This window comes from Actinomadura sp. NEAU-AAG7, assembly GCF_018603865.1.
Taxonomy (GTDB): domain Bacteria; phylum Actinomycetota; class Actinomycetes; order Streptosporangiales; family Streptosporangiaceae; genus Spirillospora; species Spirillospora litoris.
Genome location: NZ_JAHFZY010000002.1, coordinates 752946 through 776738 on the forward strand (window position 1 = coordinate 752946; position 23793 = coordinate 776738).

25 protein-coding genes are annotated in these 23793 nt (G+C 73.4%); 5 read left to right on the forward strand and 20 right to left on the reverse strand.

Annotated elements, in window-relative coordinates:
• Window positions 1-70 precede the first annotated feature (70 nt).
• From KLI87_RS12750 to KLI87_RS12835, 17 genes are all read right to left on the reverse strand, one after another.
• A complete protein-coding gene (locus tag KLI87_RS12750; protein ID WP_214617096.1) occupies window positions 71-718 on the reverse strand; it encodes an NAD(P)-dependent oxidoreductase in 648 nt (215 codons plus the stop codon).
• Window positions 718-2106 (reverse strand): prolyl oligopeptidase family serine peptidase, encoded by a 1389-nt coding sequence (locus KLI87_RS12755; protein WP_214617097.1) that lies wholly within the window; start codon window positions 2104-2106, stop codon window positions 718-720. The genes KLI87_RS12750 and KLI87_RS12755 overlap by 1 nt, the downstream gene beginning before the upstream one ends.
• Entirely contained in the window at window positions 2099-3325 is a 1227-nt protein-coding gene (locus KLI87_RS12760) for a beta-ketoacyl synthase N-terminal-like domain-containing protein (RefSeq protein WP_214617098.1), read from the reverse strand. Before KLI87_RS12760 ends, KLI87_RS12755 begins: the two co-directional genes overlap by 8 nt.
• Window positions 3322-4575, reverse strand: a complete 1254-nt coding sequence (locus KLI87_RS12765; protein WP_214617099.1) for a beta-ketoacyl synthase — start codon at window positions 4573-4575, stop codon at window positions 3322-3324. The genes KLI87_RS12760 and KLI87_RS12765 overlap by 4 nt, the downstream gene beginning before the upstream one ends.
• Complete coding sequence (locus KLI87_RS41500) at window positions 4572-5405, reverse strand: cupin domain-containing protein (RefSeq protein WP_308165986.1); 834 nt, start codon at window positions 5403-5405, stop codon at window positions 4572-4574. Before KLI87_RS41500 ends, KLI87_RS12765 begins: the two co-directional genes overlap by 4 nt.
• 34 nt (window positions 5406-5439) lie before the next feature.
• The gene (locus tag KLI87_RS12780) at window positions 5440-5688 is read right to left on the reverse strand and encodes an acyl carrier protein (RefSeq protein WP_156217653.1); all 249 of its coding nucleotides are present in this window, start codon (window positions 5686-5688) and stop codon (window positions 5440-5442) included.
• A 3-nt stretch (window positions 5689-5691) separates the two neighbouring features.
• On the reverse strand, window positions 5692-7077 hold the full coding sequence (locus KLI87_RS12785; RefSeq protein ID WP_156217652.1) for an acetyl/propionyl/methylcrotonyl-CoA carboxylase subunit alpha: 1386 nt from the start codon (window positions 7075-7077) through the stop codon (window positions 5692-5694).
• Complete coding sequence (locus tag KLI87_RS12790; RefSeq protein WP_214617100.1) at window positions 7074-7625, reverse strand: biotin/lipoyl-containing protein; 552 nt, start codon at window positions 7623-7625, stop codon at window positions 7074-7076. The genes KLI87_RS12785 and KLI87_RS12790 overlap by 4 nt, the downstream gene beginning before the upstream one ends.
• Window positions 7618-9303: an acetyl-CoA carboxylase carboxyltransferase subunit alpha gene (locus tag KLI87_RS12795; RefSeq protein WP_214617101.1), complete on the reverse strand. Its 1686-nt coding sequence runs from the start codon at window positions 9301-9303 to the stop codon at window positions 7618-7620. Before KLI87_RS12795 ends, KLI87_RS12790 begins: the two co-directional genes overlap by 8 nt.
• Window positions 9300-9602, reverse strand: a complete 303-nt coding sequence (locus KLI87_RS12800; protein WP_156217649.1) for a TcmI family type II polyketide cyclase — start codon at window positions 9600-9602, stop codon at window positions 9300-9302. The genes KLI87_RS12795 and KLI87_RS12800 overlap by 4 nt, the downstream gene beginning before the upstream one ends.
• Before the next feature lie 261 nt (window positions 9603-9863).
• On the reverse strand, window positions 9864-10832 hold the full coding sequence (locus KLI87_RS12805) for an amidohydrolase family protein (protein WP_156217648.1): 969 nt from the start codon (window positions 10830-10832) through the stop codon (window positions 9864-9866).
• Window positions 10829-11191: a SchA/CurD-like domain-containing protein gene (locus KLI87_RS12810; protein WP_214617102.1), complete on the reverse strand. Its 363-nt coding sequence runs from the start codon at window positions 11189-11191 to the stop codon at window positions 10829-10831. The genes KLI87_RS12805 and KLI87_RS12810 overlap by 4 nt, the downstream gene beginning before the upstream one ends.
• 35 nt (window positions 11192-11226) lie before the next feature.
• Window positions 11227-11685: a DUF1772 domain-containing protein gene (locus KLI87_RS12815; protein ID WP_156217647.1), complete on the reverse strand. Its 459-nt coding sequence runs from the start codon at window positions 11683-11685 to the stop codon at window positions 11227-11229.
• A gap of 14 nt (window positions 11686-11699) precedes the next feature.
• On the reverse strand, window positions 11700-12881 hold the full coding sequence (locus KLI87_RS12820) for an FAD-dependent monooxygenase (protein WP_156217646.1): 1182 nt from the start codon (window positions 12879-12881) through the stop codon (window positions 11700-11702).
• Entirely contained in the window at window positions 12878-13201 is a 324-nt protein-coding gene (locus KLI87_RS12825; RefSeq protein WP_156217645.1) for an antibiotic biosynthesis monooxygenase, read from the reverse strand. Before KLI87_RS12825 ends, KLI87_RS12820 begins: the two co-directional genes overlap by 4 nt.
• Complete coding sequence (locus tag KLI87_RS12830; RefSeq protein ID WP_156217644.1) at window positions 13198-13536, reverse strand: antibiotic biosynthesis monooxygenase; 339 nt, start codon at window positions 13534-13536, stop codon at window positions 13198-13200. The genes KLI87_RS12825 and KLI87_RS12830 overlap by 4 nt, the downstream gene beginning before the upstream one ends.
• A complete protein-coding gene (locus KLI87_RS12835; protein ID WP_156217643.1) occupies window positions 13536-14279 on the reverse strand; it encodes an SDR family NAD(P)-dependent oxidoreductase in 744 nt (247 codons plus the stop codon). The genes KLI87_RS12830 and KLI87_RS12835 overlap by 1 nt, the downstream gene beginning before the upstream one ends.
• 247 nt (window positions 14280-14526) lie before the next feature.
• On the opposite strand from KLI87_RS12835, the gene KLI87_RS12840 reads away from it, so the two are divergent.
• Window positions 14527-15225, forward strand: a complete 699-nt coding sequence (locus tag KLI87_RS12840) for a response regulator transcription factor (protein ID WP_156217642.1) — start codon at window positions 14527-14529, stop codon at window positions 15223-15225.
• A gap of 105 nt (window positions 15226-15330) precedes the next feature.
• On the opposite strand, the gene KLI87_RS12845 is transcribed toward KLI87_RS12840, so the two are convergent.
• Window positions 15331-17472: an MMPL family transporter gene (locus tag KLI87_RS12845; protein WP_214617103.1), complete on the reverse strand. Its 2142-nt coding sequence runs from the start codon at window positions 17470-17472 to the stop codon at window positions 15331-15333.
• A gap of 152 nt (window positions 17473-17624) precedes the next feature.
• On the opposite strand from KLI87_RS12845, the gene KLI87_RS12850 reads away from it, so the two are divergent.
• The 4 genes from KLI87_RS12850 to KLI87_RS12865 all read left to right on the forward strand — a co-directional run bounded on the left by KLI87_RS12850 (window position 17625) and on the right by KLI87_RS12865 (window position 21361).
• Window positions 17625-19085: a cell wall metabolism sensor histidine kinase WalK gene (locus KLI87_RS12850; RefSeq protein WP_214617104.1), complete on the forward strand. Its 1461-nt coding sequence runs from the start codon at window positions 17625-17627 to the stop codon at window positions 19083-19085.
• A gap of 258 nt (window positions 19086-19343) precedes the next feature.
• The gene (locus tag KLI87_RS12855; protein ID WP_214617105.1) at window positions 19344-20270 is read left to right on the forward strand and encodes a sensor histidine kinase; all 927 of its coding nucleotides are present in this window, start codon (window positions 19344-19346) and stop codon (window positions 20268-20270) included.
• A complete protein-coding gene (locus tag KLI87_RS12860) occupies window positions 20249-20905 on the forward strand; it encodes a response regulator transcription factor (RefSeq protein ID WP_156217639.1) in 657 nt (218 codons plus the stop codon). The genes KLI87_RS12855 and KLI87_RS12860 overlap by 22 nt, the downstream gene beginning before the upstream one ends.
• A 3-nt stretch (window positions 20906-20908) precedes the next feature.
• Window positions 20909-21361 (forward strand): universal stress protein, encoded by a 453-nt coding sequence (locus KLI87_RS12865; protein ID WP_156217638.1) that lies wholly within the window; start codon window positions 20909-20911, stop codon window positions 21359-21361.
• Between the two features lie 47 nt (window positions 21362-21408).
• On the opposite strand, the gene KLI87_RS12870 is transcribed toward KLI87_RS12865, so the two are convergent.
• Together KLI87_RS12870 and wecB are read right to left on the reverse strand one after the other, a co-directional pair.
• The gene (locus KLI87_RS12870; RefSeq protein WP_214617106.1) at window positions 21409-22668 is read right to left on the reverse strand and encodes a nucleotide sugar dehydrogenase; all 1260 of its coding nucleotides are present in this window, start codon (window positions 22666-22668) and stop codon (window positions 21409-21411) included.
• Window positions 22668-23744, reverse strand: a complete 1077-nt coding sequence (gene wecB / locus KLI87_RS12875; RefSeq protein WP_214617107.1) for a non-hydrolyzing UDP-N-acetylglucosamine 2-epimerase — start codon at window positions 23742-23744, stop codon at window positions 22668-22670. Before wecB ends, KLI87_RS12870 begins: the two co-directional genes overlap by 1 nt.
• Window positions 23745-23793 lie beyond the last annotated feature (49 nt).

Below are 23793 nucleotides of genomic sequence, written 5' to 3' on the forward strand. Positions count from 1 at the left end.
GTCCTCACGGGCGGAACGAGGACCAAGGGCGCCGGCTGCTCACGAGGGAGCGCGCCGAGGAGCGGGCGGGTCAGTACCCGGGCGACACCGTCGCCCGGTGGAAGTCGGGATCGTCGATGATCCCGATCAGGCAGTCGGCGAGGTCCGCGCGGGAGATGCGGTAGGCGCCCCGCAGTCCCCCGTCCACGCCCATCCGGTAGTCGCGGGTGAGCCCGCCGCCCGTGAGCCGGGGCGACCGGACGATCGTCCAGTCGAGGTCGGACTCGCGGACGACCCGCTCCATCCCGCGCGCGTCGGCGAAGGGGTGCTTGAGGATTCGGCGCACGAGGGGCTTGACGACGAGCCGCGCGAACGGGTCGTCCTTCACCTCGGTGAACGCGGCGCTCGTGCTCACGATCACGAGGCGTCGCACGTCGGCCTTCCCCATCGCCGCCGTCACGCTCCGGGCGCCCTCCACGCGGACCGTGGACGGCCCCCGGCCGGGCGAGCCGAGGACGGAGACGACGGCGTCGCGGCCGGCGATGTGGGGCTCGACCCCGACCGGGTCCATGACGTCGGCCCGGACCGCGATGAACCGGCCCGCGCGCTCCCGCATCCCGTCGATGAGGGCCGCCGGGTCGCCGCGCACCACCGCCGTGACCTCGTGGCCCGCGTCGAGCGCCTGGCGGACGAACGGCCCGCCGATGCCGCCCGTCGCGCCGAACACCGTCAACCGCATCACGAGCCTCCCTTTCCGTCCGGGTGGTGCGGGGCGTCGAAGGGACGCAGGTAGGGGCCGGGAGCGGCGGGGGTGAACGCGGGCGCGGCCGGGTCGATGTCCCGCGCGGCCCGGTTGAGCGCGGCGGGGTCGAGCGACCAGGTCCGCCCGTCCAGCCGCGCCTCCAGGGCCCCGAGCGCCGCCAGCACCTCGCCGGCGGTGAAGGCGCAGTGGCCCGCCCGCCGGACGTACGCCTGGCCGAGCAGCGCGCCGTCGCCGACGAGGCGCCGGTACCTGTTCTGCACCTGGATCGGCACCACGCCGTCGCCCGTCGTGTGGACGGTCAGCATCGGCGCCCGCAGGCTCCCCCTGAAGAGGCCGGTGCGCGCCAGGTTCGCCACCGCCGACGGCTCGGGCGCCACCCGGGCCCCCGCGTTCAGCGCCCGCAGGTCGGCGCGCAGGGACAGGCCCGTCTTGCCGTAGAGCGCCTCGACCTCCTTCCGGTCGGACGACGCGGCGAGGAGCGAGCGGTAGTCGACGCCGCGGTTCCAGGAGACGTTGCCCCCGGCGCGCGCCTCGGCCTCCGCCCGCCACGTGTAGGCGACGTTGAAGAACGGGCCCACCATGTGCCGGTGCTGGTTGACCTCCCAGGTGTCGTAGTCGTCCGGCGCGGGCTCGGGCACCATCGGCCCCGGCCAGGACGGCAGGTTGTACAGGGCCGCCGCCAGGGACACGCGGGCGCGCCCCTCCGGGGTCTCCTGCGCCCGGCGCAGCGCCTCGGTCACCCGGCCCGCCCAGCGCGTCGCGGTCGCCTGGTCGGGCACGCCGGTCAGCGGCACGTCGTCGAGCCCGCCGATGAGCGTCTTCACCGCGTGGGTGGTGTCGAGCAGGGCGTTGAAGTGGGCGACGCCGCCCTGTTGCAGGCCGCACAGCGCGAGGGTCCCGTCGAAGCGGTCGCCGTGCCGCTCCGCCAGCGCCGTGGTGACGAGGCCGCCGTAGGACGTGCCCCACGCGATCTCACGGCGCGCCGCGCCGAAGCGGCGGGTGAACTCCTCCAGGGTGGCGAGCTGGTCGGGGACGGCCTCGCCGACCGCCCAGCCCGTCCGGGAGTAGGACGAGCCGATCAGCGCGTAGCCGCGGGCGAGCGCGGCGTCGCGGACGGCGTCGGTGGAGGCGTTGCGCGCCGGGTTCGGCTGCCCCTCGGCGACGTAGCCGTGGCTGTAGAGCAGGACGGTGCCGTTCCAGCCGGACGGGACGTCCATGACCCACGTCGCGCCGCTCGGGAGCGCCCCCTCTGCATGGGCCGGAGGCGTCTCGGCCTCGGCGTCGCCGCCCCCCGCGAGCGGGAGCGCGAGCAGCAGCGCCGAGCCGACGGCCATCCACCGGTGACGGGCCTGCGTGTCACGCATCGAACCTCCTCAGGACGGCCGCCGAGTTGAAGCCTCCGGCACCGCGCGCCACCACGAGTGCGGCGGTGAGGCCCGGCGCCTCCCTCGGCCCGGTGACCAGGTCGAGGTCGTCCCGCCCGGCCAGGTTCACCGACGGCGGGATGATCCCGGTGCTCAGCGCCTGCGCGGCCCAGGCCAGGTCGAGGGCCGCGCCGCCGGAGCACAGCCGTCCGGTCATGGTCTTCGGCACCGCCACCGGCACCCCCCGGGCCCCGAACACCTCGCGGAGCGCGGCGGCCTCCAGCCGGTCGAGGGCCGGGACCCCGGCGCCGTCGGCGAAGACGGCGCCGATGTCGCCCGGCCCGGCGCCCGCGCGTTCGAGCGCCAGCCGGATCGCCCGCGCGAGCTGCGTGTGGTCGGGCGCGGTGTCGGTGACGTGGAAGGCGTCGTGGGTGGAAGCGGTGCCCGCGACCTCCGCGTAGACCTGCGGGGCGCCGCGCCGGCGCGCGTGCGCCAGCTCCTCGACGACGAGGATCGCGCCGCCCTCCCCCGGCACGTGGCCGGTCGCGTCGCCGGCGAACGGACGGTACGCGCGGGCCGGGTCGGTCTCGCCGCTCAGCGTCCCCTGGCTCGTCTGGCAGGCCAGCGCGTACGGCGACAGCGGCGCCTCGGTGCCGCCGGTCACGACCGCCGCGAGCCCCCGGCCGATCTGGCGGCGGGCCGACGCGAGCGCCTCCACCGCCCCCGCCGCGTCGGCGACCAGCACCCCGCAGGCGCCCTTCAGCTTGTGCCTGATCGAGATCTGGCCGCTGCTCGCCGCGTAGAACCAGCCGATCGACTGGTAGGCGCTGACCTGGCGCGGGCCCTCCTGCCACAGCGCCTGGATCTCCCGCTGCCCGAAGGCGTTGCCGCCGGACGCGCTCGCCGTCACGACCGAGAGCTGGAACGGGTCCTCCTTCGCCGGGTCGAGCGCGGCGTCCACGAACCCGAGCTGGGTGGCGGCGAGGGCCAGCCAGGTCCACCGGTCGGTCTGGACGGCGAGCCGGTTCTCGACGAACTCCGCGGGCTCGAACCCGTCCACCTGCCCGGCGAGGCGCACCGGCAGCGCGGAGGCGTCGAAGTCGCGGACGGGCGAGATCCGGCACTCGCCCGCCAGCGTCGCCTCCCAGTGCCCGGTGACGCCGATGCCGGTCGGCGCGACGACCCCGAGCCCGGTGATGACGGCGCGGCGCGGGCTCATGACGCCCCCGCCCGGCTGAACACCAGCGCGGACTGGAACCCGCCGAACCCGCTGCCCGCCGACAGGACGTGGTCGACGCGGGCCTCCCGCGCCACGAGCGGCGTGTAGTCGAGGTCGCATTCGGGGTCGGGGGTGTGCAGGTTCGCGGTCGGCGGGATCACGCCCCGGTCGATGACCAGCGCGCACGCCGCCATCTCGATGGAGCCGATCGCGCCGAGCGAGTGCCCGACCACCGACTTGATCGAGCTGATCGGCACGTCCCGGGCGGCGTCGCCGAGCGCGCGCTTGTAGGCGGCGGTCTCGTGCCGGTCGTTCTGCTTGGTGCCCGAGCCGTGCGCGCTGATGTAGCCGATGTCGTCGGGGTTCAGCGTCGCCTGGTCGAGCGCGTCGGCGATCGCCACGCCGAGCTCGAACCCGTCCGGGCGCAGACCCGTCATATGGAACCCGTTGGCGCGGGCCGCGTACCCGCTGACCTCGCAGTAGATGTCCGCGCCGCGCGCCCGCGCGTGCTCCAGCTCCTCCAGCACGAGGACGGCGGCGCCCTCGCCGAGCACGAAGCCCCGGCGGTCGTTGTCGAACGGGCGGGACGCCTGCTCCGGGTCGTCGTTGGACGGGGTCGTCGCCCGGATCGCGTCGAAGCACGCGACCGTGATCGGGGAGATCGGCGCGTCGGCCGCCCCGGCGATCATCACGTCGGCCTCGTCGTCCTGGATGAGCTGGAGGGCGTGCCCGAGCGCGTCGATCCCGGACGTGCAGCCGGTCGACACGACCGCCGCCGGGCCGCGCGCCCCGTAGCGGACCGACAGCTCCGCCGCCGCGCTGGACGGCACGAGCGCCTGGTACAGGAACGGCATCGCGTGCCGGTGGTCGACGACCCAGTCGCGGCCGTGGTCGCTCGCGACCACGTACTCGTCCTCCAGTGTGATCGTCGCGCCGACGGCGGAGCCGAGCGACACCCCGACCCGGTCCCGGTCCGCCGGCTCGATCCCGGAGTCGGCGAGCGCCTCGTCCGCACAGGCCACCGCGAACTGGACGAACCGGTCCATCCGCCGCGTCTCACGCGGCGTCAGCCCGTACCGGGCCGGGTCGAAGTCGATCTCGGCGGCGATCTGCGACCGGTAGCCGGACGGCTCGAACGCGCTGATCCGCCGGATCGCGGGCTTGCCGTCCACGATCCGCTGCCAGAACTCCTCGCGGGACGGGCCGCCGGGCGCGACGACCCCGATCCCGGTGACCGCGACGCGCCTCACGACGCCTCCCCGGGGTACTCCTCGGTGTCGACGTGGCCGAGCTCCGGCCGCGGCGCGAGCGGGCTGAGCTGGAACACCGCGAGGACCTCCGCGTCCCCCTCGTTCACGAGCCGGTGCCGGACGTCGCGCGGGATCAGCAGCGCCTGCTCGGCGCCGACCGCCATCGGCTCGCCGTCCAGTTCGACCCGCAACTCGCCGGTCGCGACGAACAGGTACTCCTCGGAGTAGGGGTGGTAGTGCTCGGTGACCTTCTCGCCCGGCGCGAGCCGCACCGCCCCGCAGAACCCGGACGTCGAGCCCGACGTCGCGGGCGACACCATCGCGCGCAGGTCGCCGCCGCGCCGCCGGTTGGCGGGCACGTCGTGGAAGCCGACGACCGTCCGGCGCCGCCGCTCCAGCCTGTCCTTGATCAGATCCATCTGGACGGCGGTGTTGGCGTTGATCCGCTCGGTCATCCCGGCGGTGTCCAGCGGCGCGCCCTCCTTCATCTCGAAGTCCTGCACCCAGCGCATGCGGGTGCGGTCGGGCGCCAGCTCCTCGAACGTCCAGGTGATGTTCATGAACTCGAACGGGCCCTTCTCGACCCGCCGGGACCGGACGGTCCAGGTGCTCGTGTCCCAGGCCCGGGTCGACACCCAGGCCCACTCGCGGCCCTGCTCGTCCGGGTGCATGGTGAGGCGGAAGGTGACCGAGTCCGTCCCCTCCTCCAGGATCTCGGCCTTGGCGTACTCGCTGAACAGCTCCGGCCAGCTCCGCACGTCGTTGGTCCGCGCGAAGACGAAGGGGACGGGCGCGTCGATCTCGATGGCGTTGTCGGTGTGTCCGATCACGGTGGGCTCCCTCGGGCGTGCGGTTTCCGGCGGGTCAGGCGGCGGGACGGCGTTCGACGACCATGCGCCGCAGCCCCTCGGGGGTCAGCTCGGCGGTCAGGTCCTCCTCGACGTCGATGTCGTAGCGGTCCTGGATCCGGGTGGCGATCTCCATCCGGGCCAGCGAGTCGAGGTTGAGGTCCTCGAACGAGCGGGCGAGCGACTCGGCGCCGGCGGCGCGGTCCAACCCGACGGCGACGAGCAGTTCCAGGACGTCCGCGTCGGTGATGTGCTGCGTGGGCATCGCTTATCTCTCCTGTTCCTCGGCCGGTCTGGGCCCGGCCATGAGTGCGTCGACGAATCGGGTCGTGTGCTCGCCCCGGACGAACACCGGGTGCGTCAGCAGGCGCTGGAGCAGCGGGATGGTCGTGGCGACGCCGGGGCCCCGCACGGCGAACTCGGCGAGCCCGCGCAGCGCCCGCTCGATCGCCTCGTCCCGGGTCGGCGCCCAGGTGACGAGCTTGGCGATGAGCGAGTCGTAGTTCGGCGGGACGGAGTCGCCCTGCGCGAACCCCGAGTCGACCCGCACCCCCGGGCCGCCCGGCGGGCGGAACACCTCAAGGCGTCCCGGGGTGGGCCGGAACCCGGCGGCCGGGTCCTCGGCGTTGACGCGGCACTCCAGCGCCGCGCCGTGCGGGCGGACGTCGTCCTGCCCGTACCCGAGGGGCTCCCCGGCGGCGACGCGGATCTGCTCCTTGACGAGGTCGATCCCGGTCATCATCTCGGTGACGGGGTGCTCGACCTGGATGCGCCCGTTGATCTCCATGAACGTGAGCGCGCCGGAGGTGTCGACGAGGAACTCCATCGTCCCCGCGCCGGTGTAGCCGACGGCGCGCGCCCCCGTGAGGGCGTACTCGCCCAGCGCGTCGCGCAGGTCCCCGGCCAGCCCCGGCGACGGCGACTCCTCCACGAGCTTCTGGTTGCGGCGTTGCAGCGAGCAGTCCCGCTCCCCCAGGTGGACGGCCGCGCCGTGCTCGTCGCAGAGGAGCTGGACCTCCACGTGCCGCGCCGCCGGGACGAACTTCTCCAGGTAGACGTCCCCGATCCCGAACACCTGGCGCGCGAGCGCGGTCGTCCGGCGGAACACCTCCTGGAGGTCGGCGCGGTCGCGGGCGACCTCGATGCCGCGCCCGCCGCCCCCGGCCGCCGCCTTCACGATCACCGGGTAGCCGATCTCGGCGGCGACCTCCTCGGCGGCCGCGAGCGTCGGCACGCTGCCGTCGCTGCCCGGCAGCAGCGGCAGGCCGGCCGCGCCCATGAGCGCGCGGACCCGGGCCTTGTCGCCGACGCACTCCATCACGTCCGGGCGCGGGCCGATGAAGGCGAGCCCGTTCTCCGCGCACACCTGCGCGAAGTCGGGGTCCTCGGACAGGAACCCGTAGCCCGGGTGGACGGCGTCGGCGCCGGTGCGCAACGCGGCCTCGACGATGTTCGGCACGTACAGGTAGCTGCGGCGGGCCGGCGCGGGCCCGATGTGCACCGCCTCGTCCGCGTACCGGACGACGGCGGAGTCGCGGTCGGCGGTCGAGTAGACCGCCACGCTGCGCACTCCCATCTCGCGGCAGGAGCGCGCCACCCGCAACGCGATCTCGCCCCGGTTGGCGATCAGCACCGTGCCGATCGGGCGGCTCATGTCCGCTCCGTCCTGACCCTGACGAGGACCTGCCCGAACTCCACCGGCTCGGCGTCGGCCGCCATCACCTGGAGCACCTCGCCGGCCCAGTCGGACACGACCGGGTTCATCAGCTTCATCGCCTCGACGATCCCGATCGTCTGGCCGGCCTCGATCCGGTCGCCCGGCTGGACGAACGGGGGCGCGCCGGGCTCGGGCGCCACGTAGAACGTCCCGACGAGCGGGGCGGTGACGCGCTTGAGCGTGTCGTCGGCGGGCGGCGCGGGGGCCTCCGCGGAAGCCTCCGCGGGGGCCGGGGCGGCGATGACGGTGCGCTCGACGTCCGGGGCGGCCTGCGACGCCCAGGTGACCTCGAGAACGCATTCGCCGAGGCGCGCGGAGACGCTGGTGACCGGCCCGGGGACGGTCTTGACGAGGTGGCTGACCTCCTCGCGGAGCAGCCGCAGCGACTCGTGCCCCGGCTGCTCGGCGGGTCGTGCGGGCCGGCCGGCCCGGCCGGTCTGCTCGGTCTGCTCGGTCTGCTCGGCGGACGCGGTGGGCTCAGCCATCGACGACCACCCCCTGGCGGCGGAACCGGGCGTGGCGCCGGTCGCGCAGTTCGCCGCCGTCCAGCCCGCCGAGGTCCGCGAGCGCGGACAGCACGGCGGCCTTCAGGGACGCGGCGGCCGCGGCGGGGTCGGCCTGCGCGCCGCCCTCCGGCTCGTCCACCACCCCGTCGACGACGCCGAGCGCGAGCAGTTCCGGCGCGGTGACGCGCAGGGCCTCGGCCATCTCGGCGCCCTTCGACGGGTCGCCGTGCAGGATCGTCGAGCAGCTCTCCGGACTGATCACCGAGTAGCAGGCGTTCTCCATCATCAGCACGGTGTTGGCGACGGCCAGCGCGAGCGCGCCGCCGCTGCCGCCCTCCCCGGTGACGGTGGAGACGACCGGCACCCGCAGCCGCGACATCCCGGCGACGCACTCGGAGATCGCCCACGCCTGGCCGCGCTCCTCGGCGCCGATGCCGGGCGCCGCGCCCTGCGTGTCGACGAGCGTGACGACGGGCAGGCCGAGCGTGTCGGCCCGGCGCATCAGGCGCAGCGCCTTGCGGTAGCCCTCGGGGCCCGGCATCCCGAACCCGCGGGCGACGAGCTCCTTGGTGTCGTGGCCCTTCTGGTGGCCGATGATCATCACGCTGACGCCGTCGATGTCGCCGATGCCGCCGACGATCGCCGGGTCGTCGCGGAAGTGCCGGTCGCCGTGCAGCGCCACGAAGTCGCCGCAGATCCGCCAGATGTAGTCGAGCGTCGTCGGCCGGGCGATGTCGCGGGCCAGCCGGACGGTCTCCCACGCGCTGCGTCCGGAGGCGCGGGCCGCCGTCCTCGCCGCGGTCCCGGCGGAGGCGCCGGACGGCGGCTTGCGGTCGCCCGCGAGCAGGGTCAGCAGCCGGGCGAGGAGCGGGCGCAGGCCGTCGCGCGGCTCCACCCGGTCGAGCATGCCCTGTTCCTTGAGGTACTCCGCCGTCTGGAACCCGGCGGGCAGCGTCTCCCGGGTCGCGGCCTCGATCACGCGCGGCCCGGCGAACCCGATCAGGCCGCCGCGCTCGGCGACCAGCAGGTCGGTCAGCGTCGCGAACGACGCGGTGACGCCGCCGAACGTCGGGTCGGTCAGCACGCAGACCGACGGCACGCCCGCGTCCCGGAGCCGTTCGAGGGCCTGCGCCGTCTTCGCCATCTGCATCAGCGAGAGCGCGCCCTCCTGCATCCGGGCGCCGCCGGACCCGGCGACCAGGACCAGCGGCCACCGCCGCGCCTCGGCCTCCTCGGCCGCCCGCGCCACCGTCTCGCCGACCGCCGAGCCCATGCTGCCGCCCATGAACCCGAAGTCCATGACCGCGACCATGACCGGGTGCCCGCCGATCGCGGCGCCGCCGTAGAGCATCGCGTCCGCGAGGCCGGTCCGCCGCCGCGCCGCCGCGAGCCGGTCGGTGTAGGGGCGGGAGTCGCTGAACCCGAGCGGGTCCGCGCCGCGCACCTGCTCCGCCGGGCTGAAGGACCCCTCGTCCACCAGGACGTCGAGGCGCTCGCGGGCGCCGAGGCGGCGGTGGTGCCCGCACTCGGGGCACACGTGCCGGTTGCGGACGAGGCGCGGGATGTAGACCGACACGCCGCACCGCCCGCACCGGAGCCACTTCTCCTCCGCCGGGTCCGCGGCGAGCGCGGCGCCGCGCGCGTCGAGGGCGGTCATCGGGCGTCCCCCGTCCACTCGTAGAAGCCGCGCGCCATCGCGTCGGCGGGGCCGCGCCAGGTCGCCGGGTCGAACGGCGCGATGTGCGGGCTCAGCTCGTCGCTCAGCCGCCGGAAGTCGCCGCGCTCCCGCGCCACGGCCATCGCCTCGGACGCGGGGCCGGCGAACTCGGCGTAGTGGAAGTACAGATCCTGGTACCGGAAGAGATTCCGGCGGGTCACCCCGAGGACCCGGGGCAGTTCCGTCTCGTCGGACGCGCCGAACAACCCGGCCACCGCGTCGGCTGAATCAGGTCGCATTCGTGCGACTATGAGAATCCGGTCGGTCACAGGTGCTCCTTAGGTTTCCCTTGGAATCGCCTTCACGTTAAATGTCAGGACGGGCCGGGTCTTCCCCCGCCGACGTGAATTGCGGCCTCCTCACCGAAGCCGGACCATCCTCCGCAAGGTGGAGAAGCCCCACGTGTCCGGGCATGCCGACGGCCGCGCACCCCGGGGGCCAGGTGCGCGGCCGTCGATTGGAAAATGGTCAGGGCAGGTTCAGGAGAAGTTCATGGCAGGTCAGGCCAGATCGAAGAGCTCCGCCGCGTTCCGCCAGGCGACCCGCTCGCGTTCGGCCGGGTCGCGCAGTTCGCTCGCGATGATGTCGGTAATGGGCTTCAGCTGGTCCATCAATGGCGGCGCATCCGTTCCGAGAAGGATCTGGGAGGCGGAGAACGTCGTCAGGTTGGCGCGCAGCTGCGCCGCGTTCGGAAAGGAGGTGTCGACGTGGATCCGGGCGAGCGACTCGCTCGGCACCACCGTCCCCGGCGAACCGTGCGGGCCCGACGGCGGCTGGCCCGGCCACGGGCGCATCGCCGCGTCCAGCTTCTCCGGGAGGTGCGCGAGCCCGCCACCGCCGCCCGCGGCGATCAGCCGGACGGCGGGGTAGCGCTCCAGCCAGCCCGCGCACACGATCGCGGCGATGCCCGCCGTGATGTCGCACGGCCTGACCGCGTGCTCGACGAGGCCGAGGTGCCCGCCCATCGCGGCCGTCCCGACCGGCGCGGCGGGCGGATGCACCAGCACCGGCACGCCCGTCTCGGCGGCCATCGCGAAGAAGCCGTCCGCGCGCGGCGCGCTCAGGTACTCCCCGTCGACGCTGCTGTTGACGATCAGCCCGACGAAGCGCGGGTCCCTCGTCAGCTCGGCTGCCTGCTCCAGCATCGCGTCCCCGCCGAACGGGTCGAGGTAGGCGTAGGCGCGCAGCGCGTCCGGGAAGCGGTCGACGAGGTCGCCGATCGCCTCGTTGTACGCGCGGACCTTGGCGACGGGCTGCTTGTAGTTGTCCGCCGCCGCGCCGGGCAGCATCGAGCCCGCGCCGCACGGGCTGCCGATCACCGTGAGCCCGATGCCCTGCTCGCGCTTGGCCTCGATCGAGCCCTCGGGGTCGAACAGGCTCGGCGGCCCGAGCCCGCCCGCGCCCGCGGCGGCCAGGTGCCCGTGGACGTCGATCATCATCCCGGCGGGCGGCGTCCCGAGGGGGCTCACGCGGGGGCCTGCGCGGGTTCGGAGCGGCGCGTCGTGACGTGCCGCATGAGCGAGTTGATGAAGAAGTCGCGGGTCCCCTCGGGGGTGCTGGTGTCGCGCTCCTCGGCGAGGTACTGGGAGATCTCCCGCTCGACCCGCCGGATCTCGGGCTGCGACGACAGGTGCGCCATCAGGCCGGGCAGGTTCCCCTCGATCTCGATCATCCGGACGACGAGGTCGTCCTTGAGGAACACCGAGGTGCTGACCAGCCGGGTGCCGTCGGGCGCCGTCCACTCGGGCGGCGCGTACCCGGCGAGCAGCTCCTTGACCGCCTCCTCGGTGCCGGGCTTGATCCTGAACATGATCGCGTGACGTTCCACGGTGAACTCCCTTTCGGTGAGCTTCTGCGAGCCGGTCAGTCGATGGACAGTGCGGCGAGCGCGTACAGGCCGAACCCGGCCAGCGCGAACGCCGTTCGAACGGAGTTGGCGCGGCACCAGCGGGCGCGCAGGTCGTCCCAGCCGGCCGGGGCCGCCTCGGGGTCCCACCCGGAGATCGTGCGGTTGATCGGCACGTTGCGGGTGTCGGAGACCACCGCGACCAGGACGGACATGGCGAGCCCCGCGCCGCACAGCAGCCGCGCGGTGAGCCCGACCGGCAGCAGCGCGAACACCACGGCGGTCGCCATCGTCACGCGGGTCACCCACGGCAGCAGCGGATCGAACCGCCGGTCGAGCAGCTGATGCACCTGCACGTAGCGGTCCCCCGGCAGCGCGACGAGGGTGGGCACGATCGCGCGCCACACGGCGAACAGGGTGCCCGCCACCGTGCCGCTGCCGAACAGCACGACCATGGACAGCGTCCTCGCGAGCATCGCGGTCGCCTCCTCTAGTAGTCGGTTGCGGTGATCAGGTCGGCGGTCTTGCGGTAGACGAGGCGCCGGAACGCGATCCGCATGAAGCCCTCGCGGACCCGGCACAGCGCGGGGTTCTGCCAGCGCGACAGCGAGCCGATGGCCCGCGACCGCCGGACGATCGTGGTCGTGCGCGGCAGCCGGCGCCGCTCGTACAGCTCCAGCGCCGCGCCGGTCGGGCCGGCCTCGTCCACGCACTGGCGGAGCACGAGCGCGTCCTCGATCGACTGGCAGCCGCCCTGGCCGAGGTTGAAGGCCATCGGGTGGGCGGCGTCGCCGAGCAGCGTGACCCGGCCGGTGCTCCAGCGGCGGACGGGGTCGCGGTCGTAGATGTCGATGGGGGTGATCTCTTCGGGCGGGGTGGCGGCGACGAGCGCGGCGACCGGGTCGGGCCAGCCCGCGAACTGCTCGGTCACGATCTCCCCGCCGGTGGCGCCGAGCGCGTCCAGCCCGTGGCCGATCCGGTCGCTGGTGATGGCGTCCCAGTAGACGAGGCCGTCCGCGAGCGGGTAGTAGACGAACCGGCGGCCCCGTCCCCAGATGTTGACGAACACCCCCGGCCGGACGCCCGGGTCCGGGACGACGCCCTGCCACGCGGTGTACCCGGCGTAGCGGGGCGGCGGCTCGTAGGGCATCAGCGCGGCCCGGACGGTCGAGCGCAGCCCGTCCGCGCCGACGAGCAGGTCGCGGTGGACCTCCTCGCTCCGCCCGCCGGACCGGGACAGCCGCAGCGTGGCGCCGTCCCGCCCGGTGGCGAACCCGGTGCACCGGGAGCCGAGCCGCAGGTCGGCGCCGACCTGGCCGGTCAGCATGCGGTGCAGCTCCGGGCGGCTCACCGCGTAGACGGGCACGCCGGTCCGCTCGCTGATCTCGGCCACCGGCCACCGCGCCAGCCGCCGGCCCCGCCAGGAGTGGAACTCCTGCGCCCGGATCTCGTGCCCGATCTTGGCCAGCTCGTCCCGGAGGCCGAGGAGGTGGAGCGCGCGGACCGCGTTGTGCCACAGCATCAGGCCGCCGCCGGTCTGGATCCGGCCCAGGTCGGGCGCGCGCTCGTGCACCGTGGTCCGGACGCCGATCCCGCGCAGCGCGACCGCGGCGGTCAGCCCGCCGATGCCGCCGCCGACGATCGCGACGCCGCCGTCGTCCGGGACCCTCATGCCCCCTCGCCCGGCCTGACACCGTCCGCGGTCGCCCGCACCGGGTAGATCTTCCGTTCGATCCGCCCCGCCCAGTACGGCCGCATCGGCGTCGTCGCCCGCCGGTGGACGGGCGCGTCCTCCCAGGCGCGGAACTGCTCCTCGCTCTCCCACTCGCTCAGCAGGATGTAGCCGCCCGGTCGGGCGTCGTCGCGCAGCAGCTCGTCGCGGACGTGTCCCGGCGTGCCCGCCACCGTGGACGCGACCTCGGTATAGGCGGCCTCGAACGGGCCGCGCTGGTCCTCCTTGACGGACGCGAACACCATCACCCGTACGGTCATCTCGACTCCTTCTCCTGATCGGCCCGGCGGGTCTCGGGCTCGGCGGCGTCGACGTGCCGGACGATCTCATCGACGCGCATGTCGGCCGACAGCCGCAGCTCGCGCAGCGGCGCCGTCAGCCGGTCCTGCTCGGGGCTGCTCTCGAACGCGCGGAACGCGTCGAGGCTCGCCCAGTCACTCGTGATCACGTAACTGTCGGGTTCGTCGCCGCGCAGCAGCGACTGGCGGAGGTTCGCGGGCTCGCGGCTGGTCGCGTCGGCGACCGCGGCGAAGGCCCGCTCGAACGCCGCGCCCCCGCCGGGGCGGACGCGCATCCGCAGGGTGGCCCTGATCATCAGATCCCGCCGTCCACGTGCAGGGTCGCGCCGGTGACGTAGCGGGCGGCGTCGCTGAGCAGGAACAGCACCGGCCCGGCGACCTCGGCGGGATCGGCGATCCGGCCGAGCGCGATCATGCCGGAGTAGCGGTCGCGCGCCGCCTGCGGAACACCGCTCATCTGGTCGGTCTCCACCAGCCCGGGGGCGATGCCGTTCACCCGGAATCCGCGCGGCCCGAGTTCCTTGCACAGGGAGCGGGTGAGCCCGGTGACCCCTGATTTCGCGGCGGTGTAATGCACCCGTCCCGCCATTCCGCGGAACGCGACGGCCGAGGTGACATTGACGATGGATGCGCCCGGCTCCAGCCGTTTCAGCGCGGCCTGGACGGTCAGGTACATTCCGGTGAGGTTCACGTCGAGGACGCGGTGCCATTCCTCGGGCTCCAGGTCGTCGATCGTGCGGTGGCTGACGACCCCGGCGTTGTTGACGACCCCGGCCAGCCCGCCGAAACGCTCGTGCGCGCGCTCCACGAGCGCGGAGACGTCGGCCGCCTTCGCCGCGTCCGCGCGTACGAGCTGGTAGTCGGCGCCCAGGCCCGCGAGGGTCTTGTCGAGGGCCTCGACCGCCTCGCCGCCGCTGACATAGGACGCGGTGACCCGCGCGCCACCCCGGGCGAGCGCCAGCACGACCGCCCGGCCGATTCCCCGCGACCCGCCGGTCACCAGGATATGCTCACCGGACAGGTCGAATTCCGATTTCATGGACCGCCCCTTTCCGTCGACGACTACGCCGGAACCGCGTCGGCACCGCCTTGGACTCCGTCGGATGGGACGCTACGGAACGGGCCGCCTTTCGTCTTCCACCTACCGCGGGAGGCCATTCGTCCCCCGGCAGGCCGATCGGCGGACCCTCCGGAGGAGGCGGCCCCCGGTGATCGCCCGGGCACGTGTAGATCCCTCACACGGCTTTCTCTGTGTTCTCCAAGGTCGGCGGTTCACACTGGGAGTCATGAATCAGCCCGCACAGCGCGTTCTCGTCGTAGACGACGAGCCCTACCTCGCCGACCTGGTCGCCACGGCTCTGCGGTATGAGGGGTACACCGCCGAGGTCGCCGGGACGTGCGCCGAGACGGCAGCGAAAGTGACCGAGTTCCGACCCGACCTGATCGTGCTCGACGTGATGCTCCCGGACGGGTCGGGGCTGGACGCGTGCCACCGGCTCCGCCGCGAGGGATGCGCGGCGCCGGTCGTCTTCCTCACCGCGCGGGACGCCACCGAAGACAAGATCGCCGGATTGACCGTGGGCGGCGACGACTACGTCACCAAGCCGTTCAGCCTGGAGGAGCTGATCGCCCGGATCCGGGCCGTGCTGCGGCGCACGAGCAGCGCCGAACCCGCCGAGGCGCGGCTGTCGTTCGCCGACCTCGTGATCGACGAGGAGGCGTACGAGGTGCGCCGCAAGGGCGAGTCGCTCGACCTGACGCCCACGGAGTTCAAGCTGCTGCGCTACCTCGTCATCAACGCGGGGCGCGTCCTGACCAAGCGGCAGATCCTCGACCACGTCTGGAACTACGACCACGGCGGCAACGACGGCGTCGTGCAGACCTATGTCAGCTACCTGCGCCGGAAGGTCGACGCCATCGACCCGCCGCTGATCCACACCATCCCGCGCGTCGGATACGTCCTACGGCTCCCCAAAGACCACTGACGGCGGCGCCGGGCGCGCGCCGAAACGCACGCCGGGCGCACGCCGAGCGCACGAAGGCCCGGGACGCACGGGGCGCGTCCCGGGCCTTCCGGTGACCGGGGCCGATCAGGTGCCGGCGGGGCCGGGCACGGAAACGAGCTCCGGCGCCTCCGGGCGGGCGACCGCCCTGGACGGCGGGACCCGCAGGATCCGCGCGGCCCAGGCGGGCAGCCACCAGTTCCAGTCGCCGAACATCGAGATCAGCGCGGGCACGAGGATGCCGCGGATGATCGTGGCGTCCAGCAGGATGCCGAGGCCGAGGCCGGTGGCGAAGACCTTGACCTCGGTCATCGGCGCGGCGGCCATCGAGGCGAACGCCAGGCAGAGGATCAGCGCGGCGCTGGTGACGAGGCGTCCCGTCCGGCCGAGGCCCTCCACGATCGCCTCCCTGGTGGAGCCGGTGCGCTCGTACTCCTCACGGATGCGGGCGAGGATGAAGACCTCGTAGTCCATCGACAGCCCGTACAGGAACGCGAAGATCAGGCAGGGGATGAACGCGCCGACCGCGCCGGTGGCGGGGATCCCCCAGACCGCGTCGCTGCCGTGCCCCTCCTGCCAGATCAGCGTGACCGAGCCGATCACCGCGGCGAGCGACAGCAGGTTCAGCGCGACGGCCTTGAGCGGCAGCACCAGCGACCGGAACGCCCGCGCCAGCAGCACGAAGGTGAGCAGCGCGATCAGGCCGAGCATCCAGGGGAACACCCCGTACACCTGGTTGATGAAGTCGATGTCACTGGCCGCCTCACCGCCCACGTGGGTCTTCGCCGGCACCGCGTCGCGGATCCGCCGGACGGTGTCGTGGCCGGCGTTGGTGCCGCCCTCGTCCACCGGGACCACCGAGAGCAGGGCAGACCCGCCCTGCCGCCACGCCTCGCCGGACGGCGCGACGGCCGTCCGCACGCCCTCCACGTCCGCGAGCCGCGAGGCCACCTGCGCGGGCGTGCTCCCCGCCGGGACGAGCACGTCGACCGGGGTGAGGGCGCCCGAGCCGATTCCCGCCGACCGCAGCGCGACGAGGCCGTCGTGGGCGGGGCCGGTCTTGGCCCCCGCGATGCTGCCCGCTTCCCCGAGGTGGATGTTCAGGCCGCCGAAAGCCAGCGCGACCAGCACCGCGATCGCGCCCAGCGCCGCCGGGAAGCGGAACCGGATGACGCCGCGGGTCCACGCCGCCCAGGCGCGGCTGGCGTGCGAGTCCTTGCGCAGCCGGGGCCAGTCGAGGCGCGGCCCGGCGGTGGCGAGGATGATCGGCAGCAGCGTCAGCGTCGCCAGCACGCTGACGGACGGGATGATCACACCGCCGTAGGCGATGCTGCGCAGGAACGGGACGGGCAGCACCACCATGACGATCAGTCCGATGCTCACCGCGACGCCGCTGAACACCACCGAGCGCCCGGCGGTGGCCATGGCGCGGTGGACGGCCTCCTCGCCGTCGTGGCCGTGGGCGCGCTCCTCCCGCCAGCGGGTCACCAGCAGCAAGGAGTAGTCGACGGCGACGCCGAGGCCGATGAGCGCGACCACGAACTGCACGAGGAAGTTGACCTCGCCGAGCTCCGTCAACCCGTACACGGCGAGGAACGAACCGAGGATGGACACGACGGCGATCAGCAGCGGGACGAACGCGAGGAACGAGCCGAAGACGAACGCGAGCACCAGCAGCGCGCCGACGCCGCCGACGAGCGTCTCGGTGAGGACGCTGACGCCCTCCTCGCCCGCCCCCTCCGACAGCAGGTCCATCCCCGTCACCCGCAGGGTGGCGCCCGTCGGCAGGGAGGGCTGAATGATCTGTGCCAGGGGTTTGCTGATGTCGGGCGCCTCGTCCACCGGCTTTCCGGCGGGATGGCGCGGGTAGACGAAACCGAAGGTCGTCCGGCCGTCGGCGCCGACGAAGCGCCGGTCGCCGGTGTCGGCGTAGGAGACGACACGGGCGTCCAGCCGCTTCGCCGCGTTCTCGAACGCGGTGGCCAGCGACGCCCGCACGGCCGGGTCGTCCACGGTCCTGCCCTCGGGCAGGACGATGACCGGCACCGTGGGCGCGCTGTCGCCCCCGCTGCGGTAGGTCGCGTCGATGGCCTGGTTGGCGTCCCGCGCGGCCGATCCCGCGGGCGCGAAGTCCTCGACAAGGCGGTCGCTGACCTGCGTGACCGCGAAGGCTCCGGCGGCCGTGACGGCGAGCCAGACCATGGCCACGAACAACTTGTGCCGTAGCACGAACCTGGAGAATGTTTCCATGAGGCAAGTGCAGCGGACGGCTCTTCAGCCACCGTCCGCGCGTTCATAGAAAACGCAGGGAATCCTGACTCACAAGGTTCTCTAAGAGTCCGCACAGCGCCAGGCCAGAACGCGACGGGAGACTCACGGACGTGTCACTGCGCAGACGGCTCATCCTGTCATCGGTGGCCTTGGCGGCGCTCGGCCTGCTCCTCGCCGGGCTGGCGACGTTCGCGGCGGTGCGCGACTGGACGTCCGGGCGGGACGAGCGGATGCTCACCTCGCCCGGCAGGCGCGCCGAGGCCGTGATCGGGTCGCGCGAGGCGCTCAGGACCGCGTCCGCACCGGACGACGTGACGGCCCTGTGGCGCGTCCTCGCGGCCGACGGCGCCATCCCGTCGCTGTTCCAGATCCGGGCGGCGGACGGCAGGGTCCTCCAGACCGTGAACTACGGCCCGGTCCCCGAGCTGCCCGGCGACCTGGCGCCGGGGCGCGTGACGGACCGCAACCCCGACGGCGAGCGGTTCCTCACGATCGGCGGCGGCGACTCGGGCTTCCGCGTCCGGACCGCCTGGCTGCCGGGACCCGCCGGGGCGGGCCCCCGCACGCGCTTCCTGGTGCTCGGCGTCCAGAACACCGAGTCGGAGGAGCTGGAGGGCCGCACCGCGGGCTCGATGACCGTGTTCGGGCTGCTGGCCCTGCTCGGGGTGGCGCTCGTGGCCGGGCTGGTGGTCAAGCGCGGGCTGCGCCCCCTGGAGCAGTTCGGCGCGACGGCCGCCGCCATCGGCGCGGGCGACCTCACCCGGCGGGTGCGGCGTGCCGACCGGCGAACCGAGGTGGGACGGCTCGGCCAGGCGCTCAACGGCATGCTCGGCCAGATCGAGGCGGCGTTCCGGGAGCGGCGCGCGGCCGAGGAGCGGCTGCGCCGCTTCGTCGCCGACGCCTCGCACGAGCTGCGCACCCCGGTCGCGACGATCCGAGGTTACGCGGAGCTGTTCCGGCGCGGCGCGGCGGGACGCCCCGAGGATCTCGCCAAGGCGATGGCGCGCATCGAGTCCGAGGCCGAGCGGATGAGCGTGCTGGTGGACGAGCTGCTCCTGCTCGCCCGGCTCGACCAGGGTCGGGCGCTGGAGCGGGAACCCGTCGACCTCGCCGCGCTCGCCGGCGACGCTGTGTCGGACGCGCGCGCCGTCGCGCCGGGGCGTCCGGTCGCGCTGGAGGGCGAGGGGCCGCTCATCGTGGCCGGCGACGCCCACCGGCTCCGGCAGGTGCTGGCGAACCTGCTGGCCAACATCCGCCAGCACACGCCGGACGGAACGGCGGCGGTCGTGCGGTACGCCGCGCGGTCGGACGGCGCGGTGGTCGAGGTCGAGGACGAGGGTCCCGGCCTCACCGCCGAGCAGCGTTCGCACGCCTTCGAGCGGTTCTACCGCGCCGACGCGTCCCGTTCGCGCGACCGCGGCGGCTCCGGGCTCGGCCTCTCGATCGTGGCGGCCGTGGTCTCGGCGCACGGCGGCGAGGTCGGTCTGGACGCGGCGCCGGGCGGCGGCATGCTCGTCCGTATTCGGCTTCCGCTGGCGGTTCCCGACAATGGCGACGGCTTTCTTGACTAGATAACAACCACGAGCCGATTCCCCTTCCCCGCATTTCTCACGGCCAGTAAGGCTAGTTGATCACAGGGTGATAATGACACTTCAGACGCGGTGCCCGGCCACTTAGGATTTACTTACAAATCTCTTGCAGACCAATGAGTATCGGGATAGAGTCGGCGAAGGACAGGGTGACTTCCGCGCACGGCCGCAGCGTTATGTGCCAGCGATCACTTTGTTCCCCCGCCACACCTGCACCAATTGTCAGATGTCTTCGGGGCCATGGGGGAAAAGATGCCCTATACAGTGACACCGCTTTTGACGTGGGAGTTCGTGGTAGATCTCGAGTTTCTCACCGGGTTCATGCTGGGCGCCTTCACACTCGGCGGACTGACCTGGCCGCGGCGCCGGCAGCTGTCCCGCCGGGTGGGCGCCGCGATTCATCTGGAACGGCAGCGGATAGCGCGGGAACTGCACGACACCGTGGGGCACGGGATGCTCCTCGTCTCGATGTGCGCCCGGCGGCTGCCGCTCGTCGCCCCGCGAGCCAAGCCTGTCGCCGAAGCGATCGACGACGCGGTCCACGCGACGATGAACGACGTCCGCCGCCTGGTCGGCGAGCTGCGCACCCATCCCCGTACCGGCTCCGACGGCCCCGCCCGGGGCGCCCTCGGCGCCCGGCTCGCCCGCACCAGGACACGCGAACGCGTTTCCTCGACGGTCGCGGAATCCTTTTCCGAGCACACGCTCGCCGGCGGTATCACCGAACTCGGCGTCCGGACGCCGGGCGCGGGCTTCACCGTCATGCTGGAGAATGCCGGTGTGCAGGACCGGCTCCAGGCGGAGCTGCGGCACACCGCGTACCGCATCGTGCAGGAAGGGCTCACCAACGCCGTCAAACACGGCGGCGGACCCGTCCGCGCCTCGCTGCGCTTTGGCGACGAACTGGAGCTGTGCGTCGCCAGTGGCGCGGCCAGCACCGTCGGCGATGATATCCACACCCTGCCGATCGTCCCCTTCATCGAGCATCGCCAGAATGTCTGCCACGGGCTTGCCGGGCTCCGGGAAAGGGTCCAGGAGGTCAACGGCTCCTTCGAATGCGGAACACTGCCCTCCGGCGGTTTCCTGGTCCGCGCGCGCATTCCGACCAACGAGTCCACGGCCCGCTGGTACGACAGGGGAAGCCGATGCATGAAATCCGCGTCCTGATCGTCGACGACCAGCCGCTGGTGCGCGGCGGGCTGCGCGCCACCTTCGGCGGCGCGCCCGACATCGCGATCGTCGGCGAGTCGGCGGACGGCGTCGAGGCCGTCCGCGACGTCCGGCTGCTGAACCCCGACATCGTCCTGATGGACATCCACATGCCGCGCAAGGACGGGCTGGAGGCGACGCGCGAGATCTGCGCGCCCGGCTCCGGCATCGACACCAAGGTCATCATCCTCACGATGTTCGACCAGGACGAGCACCTGTTCGAGGCGCTGCGCATCGGCGCGACCGGGTTCATCCTCAAGGACGCGCCCGCACGCACGCTCGTGGAGGCCGTGCACGAGGTCGCGGCGGGCGAGGCGCTGCTGTCGGCGTCGGTGACGCGGCGGCTCGTCCGGGAGTTCGCGCGCCGGCCCACGCTGTCCACCGGGCGGACGATCGAGATGCCCGACCTCACCGACCGGGAGTTGGACGTCTTCCGGCTGCTCGTCCGCGGCCACAGCAACGAGGAGATGGCCGAACTGCTCGTGCTCGGGGCGAGCACCGTGAAGTCGCACGTCAAGCACCTCTACCAGAAGCTCGGGGTGCGCGACCGGGTCCAGGTCGTGATCTACGCCTACGAGAACGGGCTGGTGTAGGCCGTGCCCGACCACGAGCGGGGCAGACCGCCCGCCGTCCCCGCGTGGGCGGGCGGCCGGACGGGCGGGCACCTGATCGCCGTCACCGACGGCCGCCGCGAGATGGCGGCGCACCAGGCCGCACGGCTCGCGGCGGCCACCGGCGGCCCGGTGACGGTGGCGCTGCTGTCCCGGCCGCCCTGGACGGCGGCGTTCGACCCCTCGGCCCTGGAGTGCTGGCGCAACGGCGACCTGGAGATCGCCGCGCTGACCCGGCTGTCGGAGATCCTCGACCCGGCCGGGGCCCGCTGGCGGATGGTCACGGTCGACGGCGACCCCGTCCGGGGCATCCTCGCGCTCGCGCGGCGGCACCCGCCGAGCTGGGTGCTGGTGCCGCGTTCGCGCCGCCCGTTCTCGGGGCGGCGGCTGGCGAGCGTCCTTCGTTCCCGGCATGGGCTCCCGCTCCTGCTCGTGTGAAGGCGACGGCCCCCGGCGAGCCGGGCGACCGGGCGTGAACAGGGGCGTCAGAGGAGTTCGGTGGCGGGGCCGGGGTCGTCGCGGGTGTGGCCGACGGCGTCGAAGATCAGGCGCGCGTGGCGGGCGAGCATCGCGCCGTCGTAGTCCCGGTGGCCGGTGAGCACGACCGTCAGGTCGGCGGCCTCCAGCGCGGCGGGCAGGTCACCGGCGCGCGGGACGTCGGTGCCGTCCACCCGCCAGGACGCGACGTACGGGTCGTGGTAGGTCAGGTCGGCGCCGAGGCGGGCCAGGCGGCGGGCGACGGGCCGGGCCGGGGACTCGCGCTGGTCGGCGATGTCGGCCTTGTAGGTGACGCCCAGGAGCAGCACCTTCGCGCCTTTCAGGGCCCGCCCCTCGCGGTTGAGGAGCTGCTGCGCGCGTTCGACGACGTACCGGGGCATCCGGTCGTTGATCTCCTGGGCCAGCTCCACGAACCGGAACGGGTAGCCCAGCGACCTGACCTTGTACGACAGGTAGTTCGGGTCGATCGGGATGCAGTGCCCGCCGACCCCGGGCCCCGGGCGGAACGCCTGGAAGCCGAACGGCTTGGTCGCGGCGCAGTCGATCGCGTCCCACAGGTCCACGCCCAGCTCGTCGCAGAACACCGCCATCTCGTTCACGAGCGCGATGTTCACATGGCGGTAGGTGTTCTCCAGCAGCTTGGCCATCTCGGCCTCGCGGGTGCCCTTGGCCTCCACGACCCGGTCGACGAACTTGCCGTAGAACGCGGCGGCGGCCGACGCGCACGCCGGGCTGAAACCACCGACGATCTTCGGTGTGTTCCGGATGCCGTAGACGGGGTTGCCCGGGTCGATCCGCTCGGGCGAGAAGGCCAGGTGGAACTCCTCCCCCGCGACCAGGCCGGACTTCTCCAGGATCGGCCGGACGACCTCGTCGGTCGTGCCCGGGTAGGTGGTCGACTCCAGCACCACCAGCATCCCGGGCTCCAGGTGCCGGGCGATCGTCTCGGCGGCGCCGCGGACGGCGGTCAGGTCGGGCCCGCCCTCCTCGGAGAGGGGGGTCGGGACGCAGATGACCACCGTCCGCGCGCCGTTCAGGATGTCCTCGTCCACACTGGGCTCGAACCCCTGGCCGAGCATCTCGGCGACCTCGGCGGGCGAGACGTCGTCGATGTGCGAGCGTCCGGCGCGCAGGCCGTCCACCACGCGGGCGTCGAGGTCGAGGCCGCCGGTGCGCAGCCCGGCCCGGCACGCCGCCCGCACGAGCGGGAGGCCCACGTAGCCGAGTCCGATCACGACGAGGTCCATCACGCGACCCCCCTCCAGCTCCGGATGACGTCGGCGATGCGTTCGCCTGCGTGGCCGTCCCACAGGGGTGGCGTCCGGTGGGGTGTCTCCGGTGCGCCCAGCGCCTTGCGCGCGGCCGGGACCAGTTCCTCGAACGTGACGAGGCGGTTGGTGCCGTGGGTGATGGTGATGGGCCGTTCGGTGTTGGGCCGGACGGTCAGGCACGGCACCCGCAGCATCGTCGTCTCCTCCTGGAGCCCGCCCGAGTCGGTCACGACGACCGCCGCGCCGCGGACGGCCGCGATGAAGTCGATGTAGCCGAGTGGTTCGAGGACGTGGACGCGGGGGTGCGCGTCCAGTCCGGCGGCGATCAGGTTGGCCCGTCCGCGCGGGTGGACGGGGATCACGACGTCGGCCAGGTCGGCGACGCCGTGCAGGTGCTTCACGAGAGCGGCGGCGGTGCCGGGCGCGTCCACGTTGGCGGGCCGGTGCATGGTCGCCAGCACGTACCGGTCCGGCAGCCCGTACCGCGACCGCACCCTGCCGGTGTCGAACTTGCCGAGGTTGGCGAGCAGCGTGTCGATCATCGGGTTGCCGACCAGGTGCGCGCGGCCGACCGGGATCCCCTCGGCCGCCAGATGGCCGATCGCCTCCGGGCTCGTGACTAAGCACAGGTCGGAGAGCTGGTCGGTGAGGCGCCGGTTGACCTCCTCCGGCATCGTCATGTCGAAGCTGCGCAGCCCGGCCTCCACATGGGCGACCGGGATGTGCAGCTTGGCCGCGACCAGCGCGGCGGCGATCGTCGAGTTCACGTCGCCGTACACGACGACGAGGTCCGGGGCGCGCCGGACGAACTCGCGCTCCAGACCCACCATGACCGCCGCCGTCTGCTCGGCGTGCCCGCCCGATCCGACGCCGAGGTTCACGTCGGGTTCGGGCAGGCCCAGCTCGTCGAAGAACACCTTCGACAGGCGTTCGTCGTAGTGCTGGCCCGTATGCAGGACGCTCTGGTCCAGGTCGCCGAGCGCGGCGACCACCGGCGCGGCCTTGACCAGGTTCGGCCGGGTGCCGAGCACGTGCGCGATCGAGGTGATCATTTCTTCCCTTCGCCGCCCGCCGGGCCGCCGGTCGGGCGGCCCGGCGGGC